At 71.2% G+C, this 18,041-nt stretch carries 11 protein-coding genes; 6 read left to right on the forward strand and 5 right to left on the reverse strand.

Annotation, left to right across the window (positions count from 1 at the left end; genetic code table 11):
• Positions 1-102 precede the first annotated feature (102 nt).
• Together AC3IF1_RS04145 and AC3IF1_RS04150 are read left to right on the forward strand one after the other, a co-directional pair.
• The gene (locus AC3IF1_RS04145) at positions 103-4,071 is read left to right on the forward strand and encodes a beta strand repeat-containing protein (RefSeq protein WP_489216066.1); all 3,969 of its coding nucleotides are present in this window, start codon (positions 103-105) and stop codon (positions 4,069-4,071) included.
• A gap of 121 nt (positions 4,072-4,192) precedes the next feature.
• On the forward strand, positions 4,193-7,042 hold the full coding sequence (locus AC3IF1_RS04150) for a bifunctional diguanylate cyclase/phosphodiesterase (RefSeq protein ID WP_489216068.1): 2,850 nt from the start codon (positions 4,193-4,195) through the stop codon (positions 7,040-7,042).
• A gap of 87 nt (positions 7,043-7,129) precedes the next feature.
• Here AC3IF1_RS04150 and AC3IF1_RS04155 read toward each other — a convergent pair whose 3' ends face one another.
• Both AC3IF1_RS04155 and AC3IF1_RS04160 read right to left on the reverse strand, forming a co-directional pair.
• A complete protein-coding gene (locus AC3IF1_RS04155; RefSeq protein WP_489216071.1) occupies positions 7,130-9,703 on the reverse strand; it encodes a CheR family methyltransferase in 2,574 nt (857 codons plus the stop codon).
• A gap of 92 nt (positions 9,704-9,795) precedes the next feature.
• Positions 9,796-10,056 (reverse strand): hypothetical protein, encoded by a 261-nt coding sequence (locus AC3IF1_RS04160; RefSeq protein WP_243967483.1) that lies wholly within the window; start codon positions 10,054-10,056, stop codon positions 9,796-9,798.
• 93 nt (positions 10,057-10,149) lie between these two features.
• Here AC3IF1_RS04160 and AC3IF1_RS04165 point away from each other — a divergent pair, with 93 nt between their 5' ends.
• The 4 genes from AC3IF1_RS04165 to AC3IF1_RS04180 all read left to right on the forward strand — a co-directional run bounded on the left by AC3IF1_RS04165 (position 10,150) and on the right by AC3IF1_RS04180 (position 13,158).
• Entirely contained in the window at positions 10,150-10,458 is a 309-nt protein-coding gene (locus tag AC3IF1_RS04165; RefSeq protein WP_243967484.1) for a hypothetical protein, read from the forward strand.
• Between the two features lie 679 nt (positions 10,459-11,137).
• Positions 11,138-11,857, forward strand: a complete 720-nt coding sequence (locus AC3IF1_RS04170) for a Crp/Fnr family transcriptional regulator (protein WP_489216074.1) — start codon at positions 11,138-11,140, stop codon at positions 11,855-11,857.
• 160 nt (positions 11,858-12,017) lie between these two features.
• Positions 12,018-12,269: a DUF6894 family protein gene (locus AC3IF1_RS04175; RefSeq protein WP_243967487.1), complete on the forward strand. Its 252-nt coding sequence runs from the start codon at positions 12,018-12,020 to the stop codon at positions 12,267-12,269.
• A gap of 85 nt (positions 12,270-12,354) precedes the next feature.
• Complete coding sequence (locus AC3IF1_RS04180; protein ID WP_489216076.1) at positions 12,355-13,158, forward strand: hypothetical protein; 804 nt, start codon at positions 12,355-12,357, stop codon at positions 13,156-13,158.
• Here AC3IF1_RS04180 and AC3IF1_RS04185 read toward each other — a convergent pair.
• The 3 genes from AC3IF1_RS04185 to AC3IF1_RS04195 are packed head-to-tail and all read right to left on the reverse strand — an operon-like array spanning position 13,044 to position 17,828.
• Positions 13,044-16,220 (reverse strand): efflux RND transporter permease subunit, encoded by a 3,177-nt coding sequence (locus tag AC3IF1_RS04185; RefSeq protein WP_489216078.1) that lies wholly within the window; start codon positions 16,218-16,220, stop codon positions 13,044-13,046. The two genes, AC3IF1_RS04180 and AC3IF1_RS04185, sit on opposite strands and share 115 nt — an antisense overlap.
• Positions 16,221-16,228: 8 nt before the next feature.
• Entirely contained in the window at positions 16,229-17,575 is a 1,347-nt protein-coding gene (locus AC3IF1_RS04190; RefSeq protein WP_489216080.1) for an efflux RND transporter periplasmic adaptor subunit, read from the reverse strand.
• Between the two features lie 55 nt (positions 17,576-17,630).
• Positions 17,631-17,828 (reverse strand): polyhydroxyalkanoate synthesis regulator DNA-binding domain-containing protein, encoded by a 198-nt coding sequence (locus AC3IF1_RS04195; RefSeq protein WP_243967491.1) that lies wholly within the window; start codon positions 17,826-17,828, stop codon positions 17,631-17,633.
• Positions 17,829-18,041: the final 213 nt, after the last annotated feature.

Consider the following 18,041-nt stretch of genomic DNA (forward strand, 5'->3'; position numbering starts at 1 on the left):
GCCCTGGTTGTGACAATGCCCGGATCTCTTGGACCCTCCTCCCGTCGAGACACCGCGGCCGTCCGATCGTGCGGTCGGACCGGATGGCTCCTCGCCCTCGCCGTGTCGTCGATCAGCCTCACCGCCCGCTTCGGTGTCGGCGATGCCCGGGCGCAATCCAGCTCACTGGTCAATGTCTGTGCCGGGCTCGGCGTGACCCTGCCGCACCTCCAGGGCCCGAGTCCGATCACCGCGCCGTTCAGCCTCGTGACCGGACTGACTACGACGCTCAATGGATTGGTCGACACCATCAACCAGGGCGTGGTCACCCCGCTCTCCGATACCACCCTCCGGGTCGGCGTCCTGGATGCGAACGGCAATCTCGTCAGCGTCGCCAGTCCCGGCGGCTGCAACCTAAGTGCGTCGAGCCTGACGCTCGACAGCAGCAAGGGGTTGTCGCTCGGCGGGGGCCGGATCGGCGGCCTCGGAGATACCGCCGGCCAAGCCGCGCGCGCGGGCGAAGTTTCGGCGATCGCCCTCGGCGACGGGAGCCAGACGGCGGTGGGCAGCGCGAACGCGGTGGCGCTCGGCGCGCAGGCGACGGCGAGCAGCAGTAACGCGATCGCGATCGGGCTGCGCGGGAGTGTCGCCGGCACGGATGCGATCGCCATCGGGACCGATGCGAACAGCTCCGCTCTGGCCGGATTGAGCCTCGGTGCGCGCAGCGCGGCCAGCGTCGCCGGAGCCGTCGCCCTGGGGAGCGGCGCGGTGGCCGACCGCATCGGCCTGAACGGCGGGTCGGAGGCCTTCAGCGGGCTCAGCGTCGGATCGAGCGCGGGCGCCGTGTCGGTTGGGGCGGCCGGCGCGGAGCGGCAGATCACCAACGTCGCCGGCGGCACGCAGGCGACCGATGCCGTCAACCTGCGCCAGCTCTCGGCCGTCGGCGGCAACCTGGCGGCCGGCATCGGGGGCGGCGCCAGGTTCGACACGGCCACCGGCCTGTTCACGGCGCCGAGCTTCACGATCCAGGGGAGCACCTACGGCACGGTCGGCGGCGCGCTCGGCGCGCTCGATCTCCGCGTGTCGGGGAATGGCACGGCGATCTCCGCGGCGACCACCGATCTGCAGCAGCTGCAGAGCCAGGTTGCCGCGCTGCCGAACCTCGTCCAGCAGGATGCGGTCACGCGCACGATCACCGTCGGGAAGACGGCCGACGGCGGCTTGGTCAGCATCGCGGGCTCGGCGGGGGATCGGCGTCTGACCGGCGTGAGCGCCGGGACGGGCGCCAACGATGCCGTCAACCTGACCCAGCTGCGCAGTGCCGGCACGACGGTCGCCGCCTCCCTGGGGGCGGGGGCCGGTTTCAATCCGGCGACGGGGGCCTATCAGGCGCCGAACTACACCGTCGCGGGATCGTCCTACACCTCGGTCGACCGCGCGATCGGCGCCCTCGACACGCTCTCGGTGCAGTACGTGCCCGGCACGTCGGGGGCGGCCACGAACGCGGTCGACTTCAGCAAGGGCGGCGCCCTCGGCCCGGTGACCTTGCGCGGCGTCGCGCCGGGATCCCTGGCGGCGGGCTCCAGCGAAGCCGTGAACGGCGGTCAGCTCCAGAGCACGAACCAGCAGGTCACGACCAACACCGCCAGCATCTCGGTGCTGCAGAATGCCTTTAGCACGAGCGCGATCGGGATCCTGGCACAGGATCCGGTCACCCATACGATCACGGTCGGGGCGGCCACGGGCGGGACCCTGCTCAACGTCGCCGGCACGGCGGGCGACCGGCGTCTCACCGGCGTCGCGGCGGGCACCAGCACCAACGACGCGGTCAACGTCGGACAGCTGAGCGCGGCCTTGACGGTCGCGACCGGCAGCGCGGCGGCCCTGGCGGCGAGCAACCCGGCCGGCGCGGCGCTTCCCGCCACGGGCGGCGCGGACGCCGTGGCGGTCGGGTACGGCGCATCGGCGGCGGCCGCGCGCTCAGTCGCCATCGGCAGCGGATCCGTCGCGACGGAGGCCGATACCGTCTCGGTGGGGGCCGTCGGAGCGGAGCGCCGGGTGGTCAACGTGGCCAATGGCACCGTGGCGCCCGGATCGACCGATGCCGTCAACGGCGGGCAGCTCTACGCGGTCGATCAGCGGGTGACCGCGGTGTCGGACGCGCTCACCGGGCTGCGCGGCAGCCTCGACGACGGCACCGTCGGCCTCGTCCGGCAGAACCCCGCGACCCGCATTCTCACGGTCGGTGCGGCCACGGACGGGACCGTGCTCAGCGTCGCCGGCACGGCGGGCAATCGCCGGGTCACCGGCGTGGCGGCCGGCGTCGCGGGCAGCGACGCCGTCAACCTCGACCAGCTGAACGCGGTGCTGACCAGCGGCGGAACGCCGGGCGCCACCGTGCCCCTGGCCGCCAGCAACCAGGCGGGCCTCGGAGCGCCGGCCGCGTCCGGGCGCGACGCCCTCGCCATCGGCCCTGGCGCATCGGCGACCGCGAGCCGGTCCATCGCGATCGGGAGCGGTTCGGTCGCGGATCAGGCGGACACATTGTCCGTGGGACAGGTCGGCGCGGAGCGGCGCATCGTCAACGTGGCGGCCGGGACCGTGTCGAGCGGCTCGACGGATGCGGTCAACGGCGGCCAATTGTTCGGCGCCACCGCGCAGGTGGCCGCCGCGCTCGGCGGCGGCGCCCGCGTCGATGGCCAGACCGGTCGCTGGACGGCCCCGACCTATACCATCCGCGGCAGCGGCTATTCCGATGTCGGAAGCGCCCTGAACGCGGTCGATGCCGCCCTGACCGGCAACGCCGGACAGATCGCCGCCGTCACGCAGCAGGTCGCGGTCCTGCAGAATGCCGGAGGCGGCGCCCGGCTCGTGCAGCAGACGAGCGCCGGCGGGGCCGTGACCGTCGCCAGCCAGGTCGGCGGCCGTGTGATCACCGTGTCCGGAACCGACGGCCCGCGCACGATCAGCGGCGTTGCGAACGGGCAGGCTGCGGGCGACGCCGTGAATCTCGGCCAGCTCAACGCCGCGGCGCAGACGCTCGACGCCGAGATCCAGGATTTTCCCGTGCGCGCCAACAACGCCCGCGGTGCGGCCCCGCCGGTGGCGGCCGGGGCGGATTCCTACGCGAGCGGCTACGGTGCGGCGGCCCTGGGCGCGGCGAGCGTCGCGGTCGGCTCATCCGCTTCGGCACAGGGCTCCGGCGCCACGGCGACCGGATCCGGCAGCGCCGCCAGCGGCAGCGACAGCGCGGCCTACGGCCAGGGCAGCCAGGCGACGGCCTCGGCGACCACCGCGATCGGGACCGGAGCCCAGGCGACCTATGCCGGCGCGACGGCGATCGGCTACGGGGCGACGGCCACCGCCGACCCGACCACGGCCGTCGGCTACAGGGCGGCCGCCAGCGGCAACGAGGCCTCGGCGTTCGGCGCCTATGCCAGCGCGACGGCCGAGAATGCGACCGCCCTCGGGCGTTCGGCCAGCGCGACCGGGTCCGGCGCGACCGCGGTGGGCGTCGATGCGCGGGCCCAGGGGACCGGCTCTGTGGCCGTCGGGCAGGGCGCCCAGGCCGCGCACGACAACGCGGTCGCGCTCGGCGCGGGCGTGGCCACCACCCGGGCCAACCAAGTGGCGATCGGCGCGTCCAGCCAGACCTACACCCTCGCCGGGCTCGCCTCGGCCCAGAGTCTCGCCACGCAAGCGGGGCCGACCGGCTTCGTGACCACGGACGCGAGCGGGAACCTCGCGGTGTCGAGCTTCGGTCCGGCGAACCTCGACGCGATGAACGGGCGGATCGGCACTCTGGAGGCGAGCGTCGCCGGTCTGCAAAGCGCCACGCTGCAACTCCAACGCGATGTCCGCAGCGCGTTCCAGGGCACGGCCATCGCGCTGGCCCTCTCCGGAGCGGTCCTGCCGGAAGGCAAGGCGTATGCGGTCTCGGCGAATTTCGGCACCTATCGGGGACAGGGTGCTTTCGGCGCGGCGGGCACGGCCCGGATCGGCGACAACCTCTACGCCTCCGGGGGCATCGGTTTCGCCGTCAACGGGCCGAGCAATATCGGCGGACGGGGCGGGATCACCCTGGCGTGGTGACGCTCCCGCGGGCCGGCCGTCGGAGCCGCGGGTTCCGATGTCCGGCGTGAATACAACTATAACCTGTATTAACCCCTTGCGCGATAGCTTCCTGCGCCTCTCCTGCACAGGGCGATGATCGATGTACCGAGCTTTCGCCTGCCTGGCCCATGAGCACGCCGCCTGGACGGTTCCGCTCGCGGTTCTGATCTGCTGGTTCTCCTGCCAGACCGTCCTGCGCCTGTTCCAGCAGGCCCGCGAAGCGAGAGGCCGCGCGCGTGCCGGCTGGCTGGGCGCAGCGAGCCTCGCGGCGGGCAGCGGCATCTGGAGCACGCATTTCATCGCGATGCTCGGCTACGATCCCGGCATCGGCGTCGGTTACGATCTGACCACGACCCTCACCTCGCTGGCGATCGCGATCACGGTGACCTTCGTCGCCCTTGCCCTGGCCCAGCATCGCGACCGGTTCGTCGGCACGATCGTGGCCGGTCTCGTGCTCAGCGCGGGCATCGCGGCGATGCACTTCACCGGCATGCTGGGCATCCGCCTGCCCGGCCGCTTCGTCTGGTCGGTTCCCGTCGTCGCCACCGCCCTGGCCGTCAGCGCTATGTTCTCGTGCGCCGCGCTGTTCGTGGCCGCGCACGCTGGGACGCGCCGGCCCCACGTCTGGGCCGCCACCCTGCTGACATGCGCCGTCGGCGGTCTCCACTTCCTCGCCATGGGGGCCGTGCGGGTCGTGCCCGATCCGAGCCTCGGCGCGGGCCCCGAGAGCCTCCCGCGCGGCGCGCTGGCCCTGGGCGTCGCCGCGGTCATGCTCGTGGTCGTCGCGTTCTGCGGGCTGGCGCTCCTCGCCGAGCGCCTGCACCGCAGCAACGGCGCCTTGCGCGAACGCGAGATCCTCCTGTCCGAGAAGACGGATCTGCTCAACGCCATCCTGGAGACCATGGACCAGGGGCTGATGATGGTCGACGCGCAGAAGGTGGTCCGGGTCTGCAACGAGCGCGCGATCGGCCTGCTCGGCCTGCCCGCCCCGATGATGCGGGGGCAGCCGACCTTCGCGGCGGTGCGCGACTTTCAGCTCGCGCAGCAGGATTTCGCCAAGTCGGGCCCCGACCTGCGCCAGTGGGTGGCGCGGAGCGGCCTCGAACTGGCGGCCCACACGTATGAACGCGAGCGGCCGAACGGGACCGTGCTGGAGATCCGAACCGTCCCGCTCCCCGCGGGCGGGGTGGTCCGGACCTACACCGACATCACCGCGCGCAAGCAGGCCGAGCGCCGCATCGCCGAGAGCGAGGAGCGGCTCGCCCTCGCGCTCGACGCGGGCAGCGACGGTCTCTGGGACTGCGATCTGACGACCGGGACGGCGTGGTCGTCGGAGCGCTGGTGGGGCATGCTCGGCTACGCCCCGGGCGAGCTGGACAGCCACGCCCGCACCTGGCGTGCGCTGCTTCATCCCGAGGATGCCCTGCGCGCCCAGCACGCCCTCGACGATCATCTGAGCGGGCACACGCCGCTGTTCGAATGCGAGCACCGCCTGCGGCGCAAGGACGGGTCCTGGGCCTGGCTGATGACGCGCGGCCGGATCGTCGCCCGCGATCCGGCCGGCACGCCCCTGCGCTTCGTCGGGACCCAGATCGACATCAGCGCCCGCAAGGAAGCCCAGGCGCAGCTCGCCCACATGGCCCATCACGACGCCCTGACCGGGCTGCCGAACCGCACCCTGTTCCACGAGTGCCTCAACCGGAGACTCGCCGAGATCGGGCATTTCGGCGGCCGCTGCGCGGTCCTGTGCCTGGACCTCGACCGCTTCAAGGCGGTCAACGACACCCTCGGGCATGGGGCGGGCGACGCGTTCCTGCGGGCGATCACCCAGCGCCTGCGGTCGACGCTGCAGGCCGAGGACACGGTCGCCCGATTGGGGGGCGACGAGTTCGCGATCCTGCTCGGCGGCACCCGCGGGCTGGAGGACGTCGCGGGTTTGGTCGAGCGCCTCATCGCGGCGGTCCAGGTGCCGATCGCCTTCGGGGAGCACCGGATGCAGGTCGGCCTGAGCGTCGGCATCGCGTTCGCGCCGGATCACGGTGCCGGCGGCGAGGACGTGCTCAAATGCGCCGATCTCGCCCTCTACTGCGCCAAGGCCGAGGGGCGGAACACCTTCCGGTTCTTCGACGCGATGATGGATGCCGCGGCCGCCGAGCGGCGCATGATCGAGCGCGATCTTCGGCACGCGATCGAGCATGACGAACTCACCCTGTACTACCAGCCGCAGCTCCGGGCGGATACGCGCGATCTCCTCGGCTTCGAGGCCCTGGTGCGCTGGGTGCATCCGGTGCGCGGCCTCGTCTCCCCGGCCGACTTCGTCCCGATCGCCGAGGAGAACGGCCTGATCCTTCCGTTGGGGGAGTGGGTCCTGCGCGCGGCCTGCCGCGAGGCGGCGCGCTGGTCGGGAGCCCTCAAGGTGGCGGTCAACCTCTCGCCGCGCCAGTTCCAGCAGACCGACCTGCCCGAACGCGTGCTGGCGATCCTGACGGAGACGGGCCTGTCCCCCGACCGCCTGGAGCTGGAGGTGACGGAATCGCTGATCATCGACGATACGGCGCGGGCGCAGTCCATCCTGCGGCGCCTGAAGGAGTTCGGGATCCGGATCGCGATCGACGATTTCGGCACCGGATACTCCTCCCTCGCCGCGCTCCAGGCGTTCCCCTTCGACAAGATCAAGATCGACCGGTCCTTCGTGGGCCGTCTCGAAGAGAGTGCGCAGGCGGCCGTGATCGTGCGGGCGGTCCTGGGCCTCGGGCGCAGCCTCGGGATGAAAGTGGTGGCCGAAGGCGTCGAGACCGAGGCGCAGATGCGCTTCCTGGCGGATGCGTCCTGCGACGAGGTCCAGGGTTTCCTGATCGGGCGACCGCAGCCGATCACGGTCTGGACCGGCAGCGCCTACGACCCCCGGCTCGAACCGCGCGCGCGGGCTCTCGTCTCGGACGCCGCCTGAGCAGGCCGCAGCGGGATATCGAGGGATTCGGGATGAGCCCGCAGCCGGTGCGGGGGCGCAGACGGGATCGGATCACGTCCGGGACGATCATCCCTCCGCGTGCAGGTCCGTGAAGTTGGCGACGATCCCGGGCATCCGGCTGCCCGTCCGGGACGAGGCCATCAACCGGACCCGGTAGCGGGCGCCGTCCGCCCCCTCGATCGTCCGCTCGGACGGGCGGTTCTCCGCCATCACGGTCGGAATCTCGTCGAGCAGCCACGTCAGGGGGATCGGTGCCGAGAAGTTGCGCAGGGAGCGACCGATGTCGCTCGGCTGCAGGCCGAACAACTGCGCCGCCGCGCTGGTGAACATGCGGATGCGGAGATCCGGCGTCAGCAGCACGCTGGCGACGTTCATGCCGTCGAACAACAGCGATTGGTCATCGGACACCTGATCGAGCGCCTCGATCTTGGACGCGAGTTCGGAATTGACCGTGTGCAATTCCTCATTGAGGGACTGGGTCTCCTCCTTCGAGGCTTCGAGCTCCTCGTTGGCGGCCTGCATCTCCTCGTTGACCGAGTAGAGTTCCTCGTTGGACGACTTGAGCTCCTCGAGGGACGTCTCGTACTCCTCGATGACGGCCTGGAGCCGCTCGCGCGTATTGCTCAGCTCGCGTTCGAGGCGCTGGATCACCGTGTCCCGCTCGGTCGCCTCCAGCGCCTGCTGCCGTTCCCGCTCGACGGGCACGGCGGCCTCGTTGAACACCACCAGGAACAGCGGCTCGGTCTCGTTGGGGGTGTGCAGCGGCTTGACGACCAGGGAGATGGTCTGGAGGCGGCCGTCCTGACGTTCGACACCGATGCCGTCGCGCACGACCCGCGTGTTGCCCTCGATCGCCTCGCGCAGGGCCGTCCGGAGCTCGAGCCGCAGACCCTTGCGCGCCAGCGCGGCCAGTTCCCGCGTCGGCTGACCCGGCACGATCTCCAGGTGATCCCCGATCCGCGCCGAGTAGTGCACGGCCTCCCCGGTCCGGGTCACGACCGCATGGGGCGGGGTGAACTCGGACAGCATCTGGGACTCGACCGCGTGCCGCAGGGCCGTGTGCGCGATCGCGGTCCGCCGACGATACGGTCCGGCGCTCCCGAAGGTCGGCACATCGGGCGCGATCGTCGTCGGCAGCCGCGCCGGCGGGATCGCGTCCCGGGCCTGAAAGATCCGGTGGCGCTTGTCGATCGTCTCGAACAGATCCTCGAAGCGCGTCACGTTCTCCGCCATCCCGATGAACAGGTAGCCGCGCGGGCGCAGGGCGAAATGCAGCACCGGCATCAGCTGCTGCTGGGCCTCGACGCCGAGGTAGATCAGCAGGTTGCGGCAGGAGACGAGATCCAGGCGGGAGAACGGCGGGTCCCGCAGGACGCTGTGCGGGGCGAACGTGCACAGGTCGCGCACGGCCTTCCCGATCGTCGCGCCGTCGCCCTCGGTGACGAAGTGCTGGGCGATCCGCTCGGGCGAGACGGTGTCGAGGTAGGCCTTCGGGTAGCGGCCGGTCCGGGCGACGGTGAGCGAACGCTCGTCGATGTCGGTGGCGAAGATCTGCACCCGCGGCGGGTCGTTCAGGCCCGCCATGTGCTCGCTCAGGAGGATGGCGAGGGAATAGACCTCCTCGCCGGTCGAGCAGGCCGGCACCCAGATCCGCACCACCTCGTCCGCCGTCCGCCCCTCGAACAGCTTCGGGATGACCTGGGCGGCCAGGGCCTCGAAGGCGGCGGTGTCGCGGAAGAAGTTCGTCACGCCGATCAACAGGTCCCGAAACAGCGCGCCGACTTCTGCCGAATCGGCGCGCAGCAATTTGAGGTAGCCCCCCGGTCCGGACGCGCCGATGACGCTGATGCGGCGCTGCAGGCGGCGCACGAAGGTGCTGGGCTTGTACCCCGAGAAATCGTGCCCGACCTGCCGGCGCAGGATGGCGAAGGTCTCGGCGAGCAGGGCGGCGTCGATCTCGTCCGCGGCCGTCGCGGTCCGGGTTTTCAGTGCGGGGCCGCTCTCCGACGCGACATGGGCGGCGATCCGGTCCCCCATCCGTTCCGTCGTCTCGCCGAAATCCACGAAGCCGGTCCGCAGCGCGCTGAGCGGCATGTCGGCGGTTTCCGGTCCGTAGCCGTCCGAGGTCTGGGCCAGCGTCAGACCCCCGCGCTCCTTGACCGCCTTGACGCCGATGGCGCCGTCGCCGTCCCCGCCGGACAGGATCACGCCGACCGCGCGCTCGCCCTGGTCGAGCGCCAGGGCGGTCAGGAAGATGTCGATCGGCTTGGTCTCGCGGGTTTCCGGGCCGAGCGTTTTCAAGGTCAGCCGACCGTCCGCGATGCCCATGACGCAGCCGGGGGGCATGACGTAGACGTGGTCCGGCCGGACCGCCACGCCGTCGGCGGCGGCCTCGACGGTGAGCGGGGTGAAGCGGGCCAGGACTTCCGGAAGCAGGCTCTCACGCCCCGGGCTGAGATGCGTGACGACGACGAAGGCGGCCTCGAGCGTCTTCGGCAGCCCGCGGAAGAAGCCGCGCATCGCCTCGATCCCGCCCGCCGACGCGCCGATGCCGACGATCGGGAAATGGTCCTGCGGCCGGTCGTCCTGCGGGCCGTGGTCCTGCGGGAAGGCGTCCTGCGGGAAGTCGTCGTGGTCCATCGCCCCCTACCAAGCCTCACGATCGATGCCGCGCCGTCTGTCGGGGTCGAGCCTCGCCCGGTTTCGCCTGATGTCGAGGATCGCGGCGCGGATCAGTCGTCGTGCGTGGCCTCCTGCACGACGTAGGCGAGACAGCGGGCCCGCGCCTCGGGGTTCTTCAGCCGCGCGAACAGGCGCAGCAACGCCACCACCTGGGCCGGATCATCCGTTCCTTCCGCGAACGATTCAAGACCCGGCGTGGCTCCGGAACCGGTCGTGGTCGTGAGGAATGTCGCGACCGGGACGCCCAGCGTCCGGGCGATGCGGGCCAGCGTGTCGGGGAGATCGTCGCCCTTCGGATCGTCACCGGTCATGTGGCTTCTCCGTCTGGATCCCCGATGCGTTGCTCAATGCACCGCGATCCCGGTCGCTCTCGGTCCGATCGTACCCGCGATGCGCCGACCGACATGCTGGAGGACGTGATCGAGGAGCAGGCGCGTCTGGGCATCGGCGTCATATTCCGCGGCCTCATAGGCTTCGATGAGGCATTCGACCAGATGCTTCGAGGGACCGGAATCGCCGTCGCGGGGCATCATCTGTTCCGCGGCAAACAGCGATTGCTCGCGCGAACGCCGGACGAGGTTGCGCGAGGCTTCGAGCGCGCTGCGCGTCTCTGCGGCCGCGGCGCGCAGCGCGCGTGCGACTTCGAGGCTCCGATCTGCGTGAAGGCGGTTTGTCATGGGCGATCGAACTTTCGCTGCGCGCCCGCACGCTGATCAATCTTGCGCGGCAAACTCGACCATGCTCTCAATTTATACATGTGGCAAATCTGGTTTTCCCTGGCGGTGGCGAGTGGGCGGATCGGCCAAATGCGGCGCCGGCAATGATGTGCCCCAGTGTATCCCCGCCCATCTGTACCGACCGGCGGATCAGGCCTGGACGAGGCTGGCTCGATCGGTCCTGACGGATGCGAAAGTCAGCACCTATCACGCTTCGTCCGGGTATTTTACGTCGAAAATCTTCTGGTAATGTCCAAATCAAGCAAAGCTTGAAGGTTTTGTCATAATATTTCTGGCATATATCAAATCACATAGGTGATGCGCGCCTATAGGTATAGTGAATGCGAACTTCGAGCGAAGTGCAAACATCGATGTCTGCGATGGTGACGAGGCGTGATCGAATCGGGGACGGTACCGCGCGGGGAACGACCTGCCGCCGCCTGGATCGCGGAGCGGTCGGACGATCGATCCGCCCGCACTCGGATGGCGCCGCTTGCATGCCGGGTGTAACGAAAGTCGCCTTCCGCGAACGCCACGCGATAAACATAACCTATGTTTGCGTATCGGACCGCGATCGCGTGTCTGACCGCGGGTGGGCGCTCAGGCCCATCCCGCACCCTTGCGATACGCCGTCCCGCGCCGGGCGAAACGACCGCCGAAGAGCGCGTCGTGAGCCATGTTCGATGCCCTGATCCGCAAGCTCGACATGGCCGGCAGCCTGACCGAGGCCGATCATCAAACCGTGCGGCATTTGAGCCTGCGCAGCCGGCAGATTCCCGCGCGTCAGGATCTCACCTGCGAAGGCGACCGGCCCGAGAACGTCCACCTCATCCTGTCCGGGTTCGCCTGCCGCTACAAGGTCCTGCCGCGGGGCAAGCGCAACATCACCGCCCTTATGGTGCCCGGTGATTTCTGCGACCTGCACGTGGCCATCCTCAACGAGCGGGATCACTCGATCGCCACGATGACGCCCTGCATGGTGGTGGAGATCCCCCGGGCCACCATCCGCGATCTGACCGAGAACCACCCGCGCATCGCCCATGCGATGTGGTGGGCCACCCTCGTGGATGAGGCCATCCTGCGCGAATGGCTGATCAGCCTCGCCGGGCGGGAGGCGTCGCGGCGCATCGCCCACCTGTTCTGCGAGCTGCTGCTGCGCCTGCAGGCCGTCGGCTTGGCCAGGGAGGACGGCTACGCCATCCCGTTCACCCAGGTCGACCTGGCCGACATGCTCGGACTGACGCCGGTGCACGTGAACCGGGTCCTGCGCGACCTGCGCTCCACGGGGCTGATCGTGCTGGCGCAGCGCCGGTTGCGGATCCCGGACGTGACGCGGCTGAAGGCCTACTGCGAATTCAATCCGAACTACCTGCATCGCGTCCCGCGCAGAAATTAGATTTTCGCGCGATGAAAAAAATTAAACACGCCGTGCAGAAACATAAGCTAAAGATATGGATTGAAACCGGGCGCAATTGTGCTGCCTGCATCAGGTGCTGTCCAGGGACGCTGACCGGGAAGAACGCGTTGCATTCCACCTCCGATGAGCGAGAAACCCCATGTCGCGCTACTTCTTCGACACGGACGACGGCGATTACCGGTCACAGGACGACGAGGGCATGGAATTGCCGGACGCCGAGGCCGCCCGCGTCGCCGCGGTGGACGCGCTCCCCGACATGGCGCGGGACAAGCTGCCGGACGGGGACCGGCGCACCTTCTCGGTGCAGGTGCGCGACGAGGGCGGGGCGGTCATCTATACCGCGACGCTCGACCTGATCGGCGAGTGGCACATCCCGCGCGCGGCCTCCTAGCGCCGCGCCGGAGGCCGGGGGATTTGGGCGGCGTGCACCGGCCGCCTGTTGCCGACATCCGGAGATCGCCGTATCCGCCCAGGCGATGCTTCCGCGATCACGCCGCACCGTCCGGTCGGACTGCCTCTTCGCCGAGGTCTGCGCGCGCCTTCCGCTGTTCGAGGGCCTGGCTGAGGACACGATCGCGGATCTCTCGGCCTCCGGGTTCGGTCGCGGCTTCCTGACGGCGTCGCTGCGGGCCCGCTTGCGCAAGGCGGGAATCCAGGATCTCGGTCACCTCGCCCGATCCTCGCCGGACGCGATCACCGGGATCCGGAAGTTCGGCCCGGTCCGGCTCGAACGGGTCCGGAGCGTCATCCTCGACGCGCTGGCCCGCCGGCTCCCGGACGCCCGCGCGCGGCACGCCGCCGACGCCACCCGGGCTCGGAGGCTCGGCCGGCTGCGGGACATGCCGGCCGGATGCCTGCCCCTCGACCCGGGCGCCCTCGCGGCGCTCGGCCTCGAGGGCGGCACCTGCGCCGGGATCGCCGACCGGTCACGCCTCGACCTCCTCGGCGGGGGCGCGACGCCCGGCGAGGTGGACCGCATCGTCGCGGCGCTCGCCCATGTCCTGAGCGCGGGCGAGACCGTCGCCCCCCGGGCTACGGAGGCCGGCCCGGACGCGCCGGAACCGGACGCCGCGGCCCGCCGCGCCGCTCTGCTGGCGGAGCAGGATCGGGACTGGGAGGCGGCGGCGCCGGCCGGGGCGCGGGGCCGGGACCATCCCGACGGCGCTCACACGTCGGCGTCCGCCCGCGTCCGGGCGGCCGGGCGCGCCCGGGCCCCGGCTGCGCCGGAAGCGGATCCCCCGCGGCGGAAGGGGAGGCGCATCCGCGTCACCGCCGGGTAGACCGCCGGCAGGACCACGAGGGTGAGGAAGGTCGCGGAGATCAGGCCGCCGATCACCACGGTGGCGAGCGGGCGCTGGACCTCGGCCCCGGCGCTGGTGGACAGGGCCATCGGCAGGAAGCCGAGGGCCGCCACGAGGGCCGTCATCATCACCGGCCGCAGCCGCATCTCGGCGGCCCGGGTGGCCGCCGCCCGCGTGTCGAGGCCGGATTCCTCCAGGTCGCGGATGTAGCTCGTCAGCACGACGCCGTTCAGGATCGCGATGCCGAAGGTCGCGATGAACCCGATCGCCGCCGAGATCGAGAACGGCATGTCGCGCAGGGTCAAAGCGAGGATGCCGCCGGTCGCGGCCATCGGCACGTTGAGGAAGATCAGCCCGGCGAGGCGGATGTCGCCGAACATTACGACGAGGAGGACGAGGATCGCCGCCATCGCCGCCGGCACCACCACGGAGAGCCGGGCGGTGGCCTCCTGCAGGTTCTGGTACTGGCCGCTCCAGACCAGGGCGTAGCGCGGCGGCAGCGTCACCTGGTCGGACACGGCCTGCTTGGCGGCGTCCACGAAGCTCTGCACGTCGCGGCCCCGGACATTCGCCTGGACCGAGATCCGCCGCTGCAGGCGCTCCCGGCTGATCTGGGCCGGTCCCGAGGCGACCTCCACGGTGGCCACCATCGAGAGGGGCACCGTCGGCGGGGGCCCGGCCTCCCGGCCGGTCTCCCGGGTCGAGCGGCTCACCGGCAGGGCGCGGATCCGCTCGAGGTCGCTGCGATCCGCAGGATCCAGGCGGACCACGATGTCGGTGATGGAGTTGTCGTCGCCGTAGACCATGCCGGCGGTGCGGCCGCCGATGCTCTCGACCACGTCGAGCACGTCGGAGACGTTGATGCCGTAGCGGGCCGCCCGGGCGCGATCGACCTGGATCGAGAGCGCCGGCATGCCGGCCTGGGCCTCGGCCTTCACGTCCGCCGCCCCCTCGACCCCGGAGACCGCCCGCACGATGGCGTCGGCGGTGTCCTTCAGGACCTTCAGGTCGTCGCCGTAGAGGCTGATGGCGACGTCCCCGCGCACGCCCTCCAGCAGGTCGTCCATGCGCATCTGGATCGGCTGCGAGAAGGTGTAGGCGACGCCGGGCACCTCCTCCTTGAGGCGCTTGTCGAAGGCCGCCACGAGGCCCTCTTGGGTGTCGGCGGTCGTCCAGGTGGCGGGGTCGGTGAGGGTGATGAAGCTGTCGGTCGATTCGACCCCCATCGGGTCGGTGGGGATCTCGGCGCTGCCGGTGAGGGAGACGACCCGCTTCACCTCGGGGAAGGATTTCAGCACCCGCTCGATCCGGCCGACCGTGGCCAGGGAGGCGTCCAGGTTGATGCCGGGCAGCTTCTCGGAGGTGATGACGATCGACCCCTCCGACAGCTTGGGCAGGAACTCGCCGCCGAGCCGGGTCGCCAGCACGCAGGAGCCGGCGAACAGGGCGAGCGTCGTCAGGACGGTGGCGACGGCGTGCCGCTCGGCCCAGCGCAGCACCGGCGTGTAGGCGGCCCGCACCGCGTGGACGAGGCGCGTCTCGCGCTCGCCGATGCCGCGGCCGGCGAGGAGGATCGCTGCGAGCGCCGGCATCAGGGTCATGGTGACGACCAGGGAGCTGGCGAGCGCCAGGATCACGGTCAGCGCCATGGGCACGAACATCTTCCCGGCCACGCCCTGGAGGGCGAGGATCGGCACGTAGACGATGATGATGATCGCCACCGCGAAGATCACCGGCCGGGCCACCGCGGCGGCGGCGTCCCGGATCAGGTCGTGGGGCGGCCGGTCCGGGTGCTCGCCCCGGGCGCGCAGCACGTTCTCGATCATCACCACGGCGCCGTCGACGATCAGGCCGAAATCGATGGCGCCCAGGCTCATCAGGTTGCCCGAGAGGCCGAGCAGCCGCATGCCCGCGAAGGCCATGAGCATCGAGAGCGGGATCGCGGCGGCCACGATCAGCCCCGCGCGCAGGTTGCCGAGCAGCAGGAGCAGGACGACGACCACCAGCACCGCCCCCTCCAGGAGGTTGTGCTCCACCGTGTGGATCGTGCGCTCCACCAGCGCGCTGCGGTCGTAGTACGGGACGATCTCGATCCCCGGCGGAAGCTGCGGGCGCAGCGCCGCGACGGTCTTCTTCACCTCCTCGACCACCGCGCTGGCATTCTCGCCGTAGCGCATCAGGGCAATGCCCACGACCGTCTCGCCCGCGGCGTCGTGGGTGACGGCGCCGAGGCGCACCTTGGGCGCCTCCTGCACGCTCCCGAGATCCGCGAGCGTCACGGGCAAGCCGCCGGGGCCGGTCGCGACGACGATGGTGGCGATGTCCGCCGGTCCCTTGGCGAGGCCAAGGCCGCGGATCACCTCCTGCTGGTCGTTGTGCTCGATATAGGCGCCGCCCCGGGCGGCGTTGTTGTCGGCCAGCGCCGTGTAGACCTGCGCGAGGCTCACGCCGTAGCGGCGCAGGGCGGCGGCCGAGACGCGGACCTCGTCGGTCGGCATCTGGCCGCCGTAGATGTTCACGTCGGCGATGCCCGGCGTGAGCTTCAGCTTGGGCGCGATCGTCCATTGCAGGATGCGCTTGAGCTGCATCGGCGTGTAGGCGGGCCCGCGCAGCTCGAACTGGTAGATCTCGCCCAGCCCCGTGGCCATCGGACCCATCTGCGGGTCGCCGACGCCGGCCGGCATCAGCGCCTTGGCCTGGGGCAGGCGCTGAAACACCTCCGCCCGCGCCCCGGTGACCGACATCGACCCGTCGAAGGTGACGTAGACGGCCGAGACCCCCGCCCGCGACGTGGAGCGCACGTTGGTCAACCCCGGCGCCCCCGCCATGGCGTTCTCGACCGGGAAGGTGACGAGCCGCTCGACCTCCAGGGGCCCGAGGCCCGGCGACAGGGTCAGGATCATCACCTGATTGGGCGAGATGTCCGGCACCGCGTCGATCGAGAGCCCTTCGAGGTTGGCGATTCCGCCCGCCGCGGCGGCGAGCGCCACCATCAGGACCAGGAACCGGCGGCGCACGAGCAGGGCGAACCAGGTCTTCATGGAGCCCCTCAATCCGTCGAGCCAAGGAGGCTGCGCAGCAGGATGGCCTTGAGGCCGAAGCTCCCCGCGGTCGCCACGCTGTCGCCGGACGCGATCCCGCGCGTCACCTCGACCCAGTCCGAGCGCTGGATGCCCAGCGTCAGGGGGCGCCGCTCGAACCGGTCCGGGGCGACGCGGACGAAGGCGATCGGCCCCTGCTCGGTCTGCTGGACCGAAGCGGCCGGGACGGTGACGCCGTCGCGGCCGAGATCCGCCGCCACGGTGACGGAGACGAACATGTTGGCGCGCAGCAGATCCTCGGGATTGGCGAGCTCGATCCGGGCCGGCGCGGTGTTGGTCGCCGGATCGAGGGCGGCGTTGACCGAGCGGACCCGGCCCTCGAAGGGCGGGTGGCCGGGCACCGGGCTCTCCACCGAGGCCTCGTCGCCGGCCTTCACCCGGGCGATGTCCGGCCCGTAGAGGCTGGCCAGCACGAGGACGCGGGTCGGGTCCGCCACCGTGATCGCGTCGCGGCCGGTATCGACCACCTCGCCCAGCGTGATGCCGACGCTCGTCACCACGCCGCCGATCGGCGTGACCACGGCGCTGGTGCCGGGCGCCGCGCCCTCCGCGGGGGCGAGGCGCTGGTACTGCGCCCGGTACATGTCGGCATTGGCCTGGGCCGACTGGACGGCGGCGTGCGCCTTGGCCAGGTCGGCCTGCCGCCGCTCGACCTCGGCCTGGGCCACGCCGCCGAACTTGAGCTGGTCCTGGCCGCGCTTGTACTGCAGCTCCGTCACCTTCTCGGAGGCCTGCGCCTCGCCGAGCGCCGCCTGCGCGGCGAGGAGGCCGTTGCGGGCGTCGAGGATCCCGGCGGCGTCGAGGGTCGCCAGGGTCTGGCCGGCCTCCACCCGATCGCCGGGCTGGACCGCGAGGCTCAGCACCCGCCCCTGGGTGCGCGGCTTGAGATGCGTCACCCGCCGCTCGTCGAAGGCGACGATCCCGGGGGCGCGCACCGGCAGCACGATCCGGCGGGTCTCGGCGGTCCCGAAGGCGAGGCCGATCCGCTTCTGTCCCGCCGCGTCGAGGGTGACGAGGTCGGGATCGGGCGCGGGATCGTCCGCCTTCTCCGGGGCCGCGGCCGGCGGGCGCGGCGCGAGGCCGAGGGCGTCGAGGAGGGGAGCCCGGTACATCCACCCCCCGAGGGCGAGCAGGGCGAGCGCCGCGGCGAGGACGAGCAGGCGGACGGGCGCCCGGCGCCGGGCGGGGGCCGGGGCGGGGCGCGAATCCTCCGCGCGCACAGAGCTGTCCGGACCCGCCGGATCGGCGGTCCCGGCATCGCGCTCGGGCGGAATGAAGTCGGCGTGCAGGGACATCAGCAGAAGCGCCGCGCGCTGTGACCGGAGGCCGGCATGCAGGGAACCGTCCGGCTCATCGGTCGAGCCCCGGACGGAGGACGTCCTCGGTGACGAAACGCCCGTCCTCGACGTCGCGGACCACGACCTCGTAGCCCTCGCTGCGCAGCTCCTTGAGCCGGACGAGGGACACGTAGGACGCGGTCTCCACGTCATAGAGCCGGGTCCGGCCATACCGGTTGATCAGGCGCCGGGGGCGCCGCTTCCTAGGCATGCGCGGCGCGTTTCCGGTGGCCCATGGCCGGTCGGGGCGCCGGCGTGGCGCGTGACGTCGTCTGCATCGAGGAGGTCCGGCGAGGGGCGTTCGGCGAGGGGGGATCGGCGAGGGGCGTTCGGACCGCGGGATGGGTTCCGGTACGCGCTAGAGTCATTCTAATAAGTTGGACGAACCCCGTGCGGCGCCACTAAATTCGGGTTCATACTGGTG

It is taken from the genome of Methylobacterium sp. E-012, from assembly GCF_057836545.1.

Excerpts from the sequence above, each read along its gene's own strand:
- AC3IF1_RS04150 (WP_489216068.1), top strand. The coding sequence starts at position 4,193 with ATGTACCGAGCTTTCGCCTGCCTGGCCCATGAGCACGCCGCCTGGACG.
- AC3IF1_RS04155 (WP_489216071.1), bottom strand. The coding sequence starts at position 9,703 with ATGGACCACGACGACTTCCCGCAGGACGCCTTCCCGCAGGACCACGGC.
- AC3IF1_RS04160 (WP_243967483.1), bottom strand. The coding sequence starts at position 10,056 with ATGACCGGTGACGATCCGAAGGGCGACGATCTCCCCGACACGCTGGCC.
- AC3IF1_RS04165 (WP_243967484.1), top strand. The coding sequence starts at position 10,150 with ATGCTGGAGGACGTGATCGAGGAGCAGGCGCGTCTGGGCATCGGCGTC.
- AC3IF1_RS04170 (WP_489216074.1), top strand. The coding sequence starts at position 11,138 with ATGTTCGATGCCCTGATCCGCAAGCTCGACATGGCCGGCAGCCTGACC.
- AC3IF1_RS04175 (WP_243967487.1), top strand. The coding sequence starts at position 12,018 with ATGTCGCGCTACTTCTTCGACACGGACGACGGCGATTACCGGTCACAG.
- AC3IF1_RS04180 (WP_489216076.1), top strand. The coding sequence starts at position 12,355 with ATGCTTCCGCGATCACGCCGCACCGTCCGGTCGGACTGCCTCTTCGCC.
- AC3IF1_RS04185 (WP_489216078.1), bottom strand. The coding sequence starts at position 16,220 with ATGAAGACCTGGTTCGCCCTGCTCGTGCGCCGCCGGTTCCTGGTCCTG.
- AC3IF1_RS04190 (WP_489216080.1), bottom strand. The coding sequence starts at position 17,575 with ATGTCCCTGCACGCCGACTTCATTCCGCCCGAGCGCGATGCCGGGACC.
- AC3IF1_RS04195 (WP_243967491.1), bottom strand. The coding sequence starts at position 17,828 with ATGCCTAGGAAGCGGCGCCCCCGGCGCCTGATCAACCGGTATGGCCGG.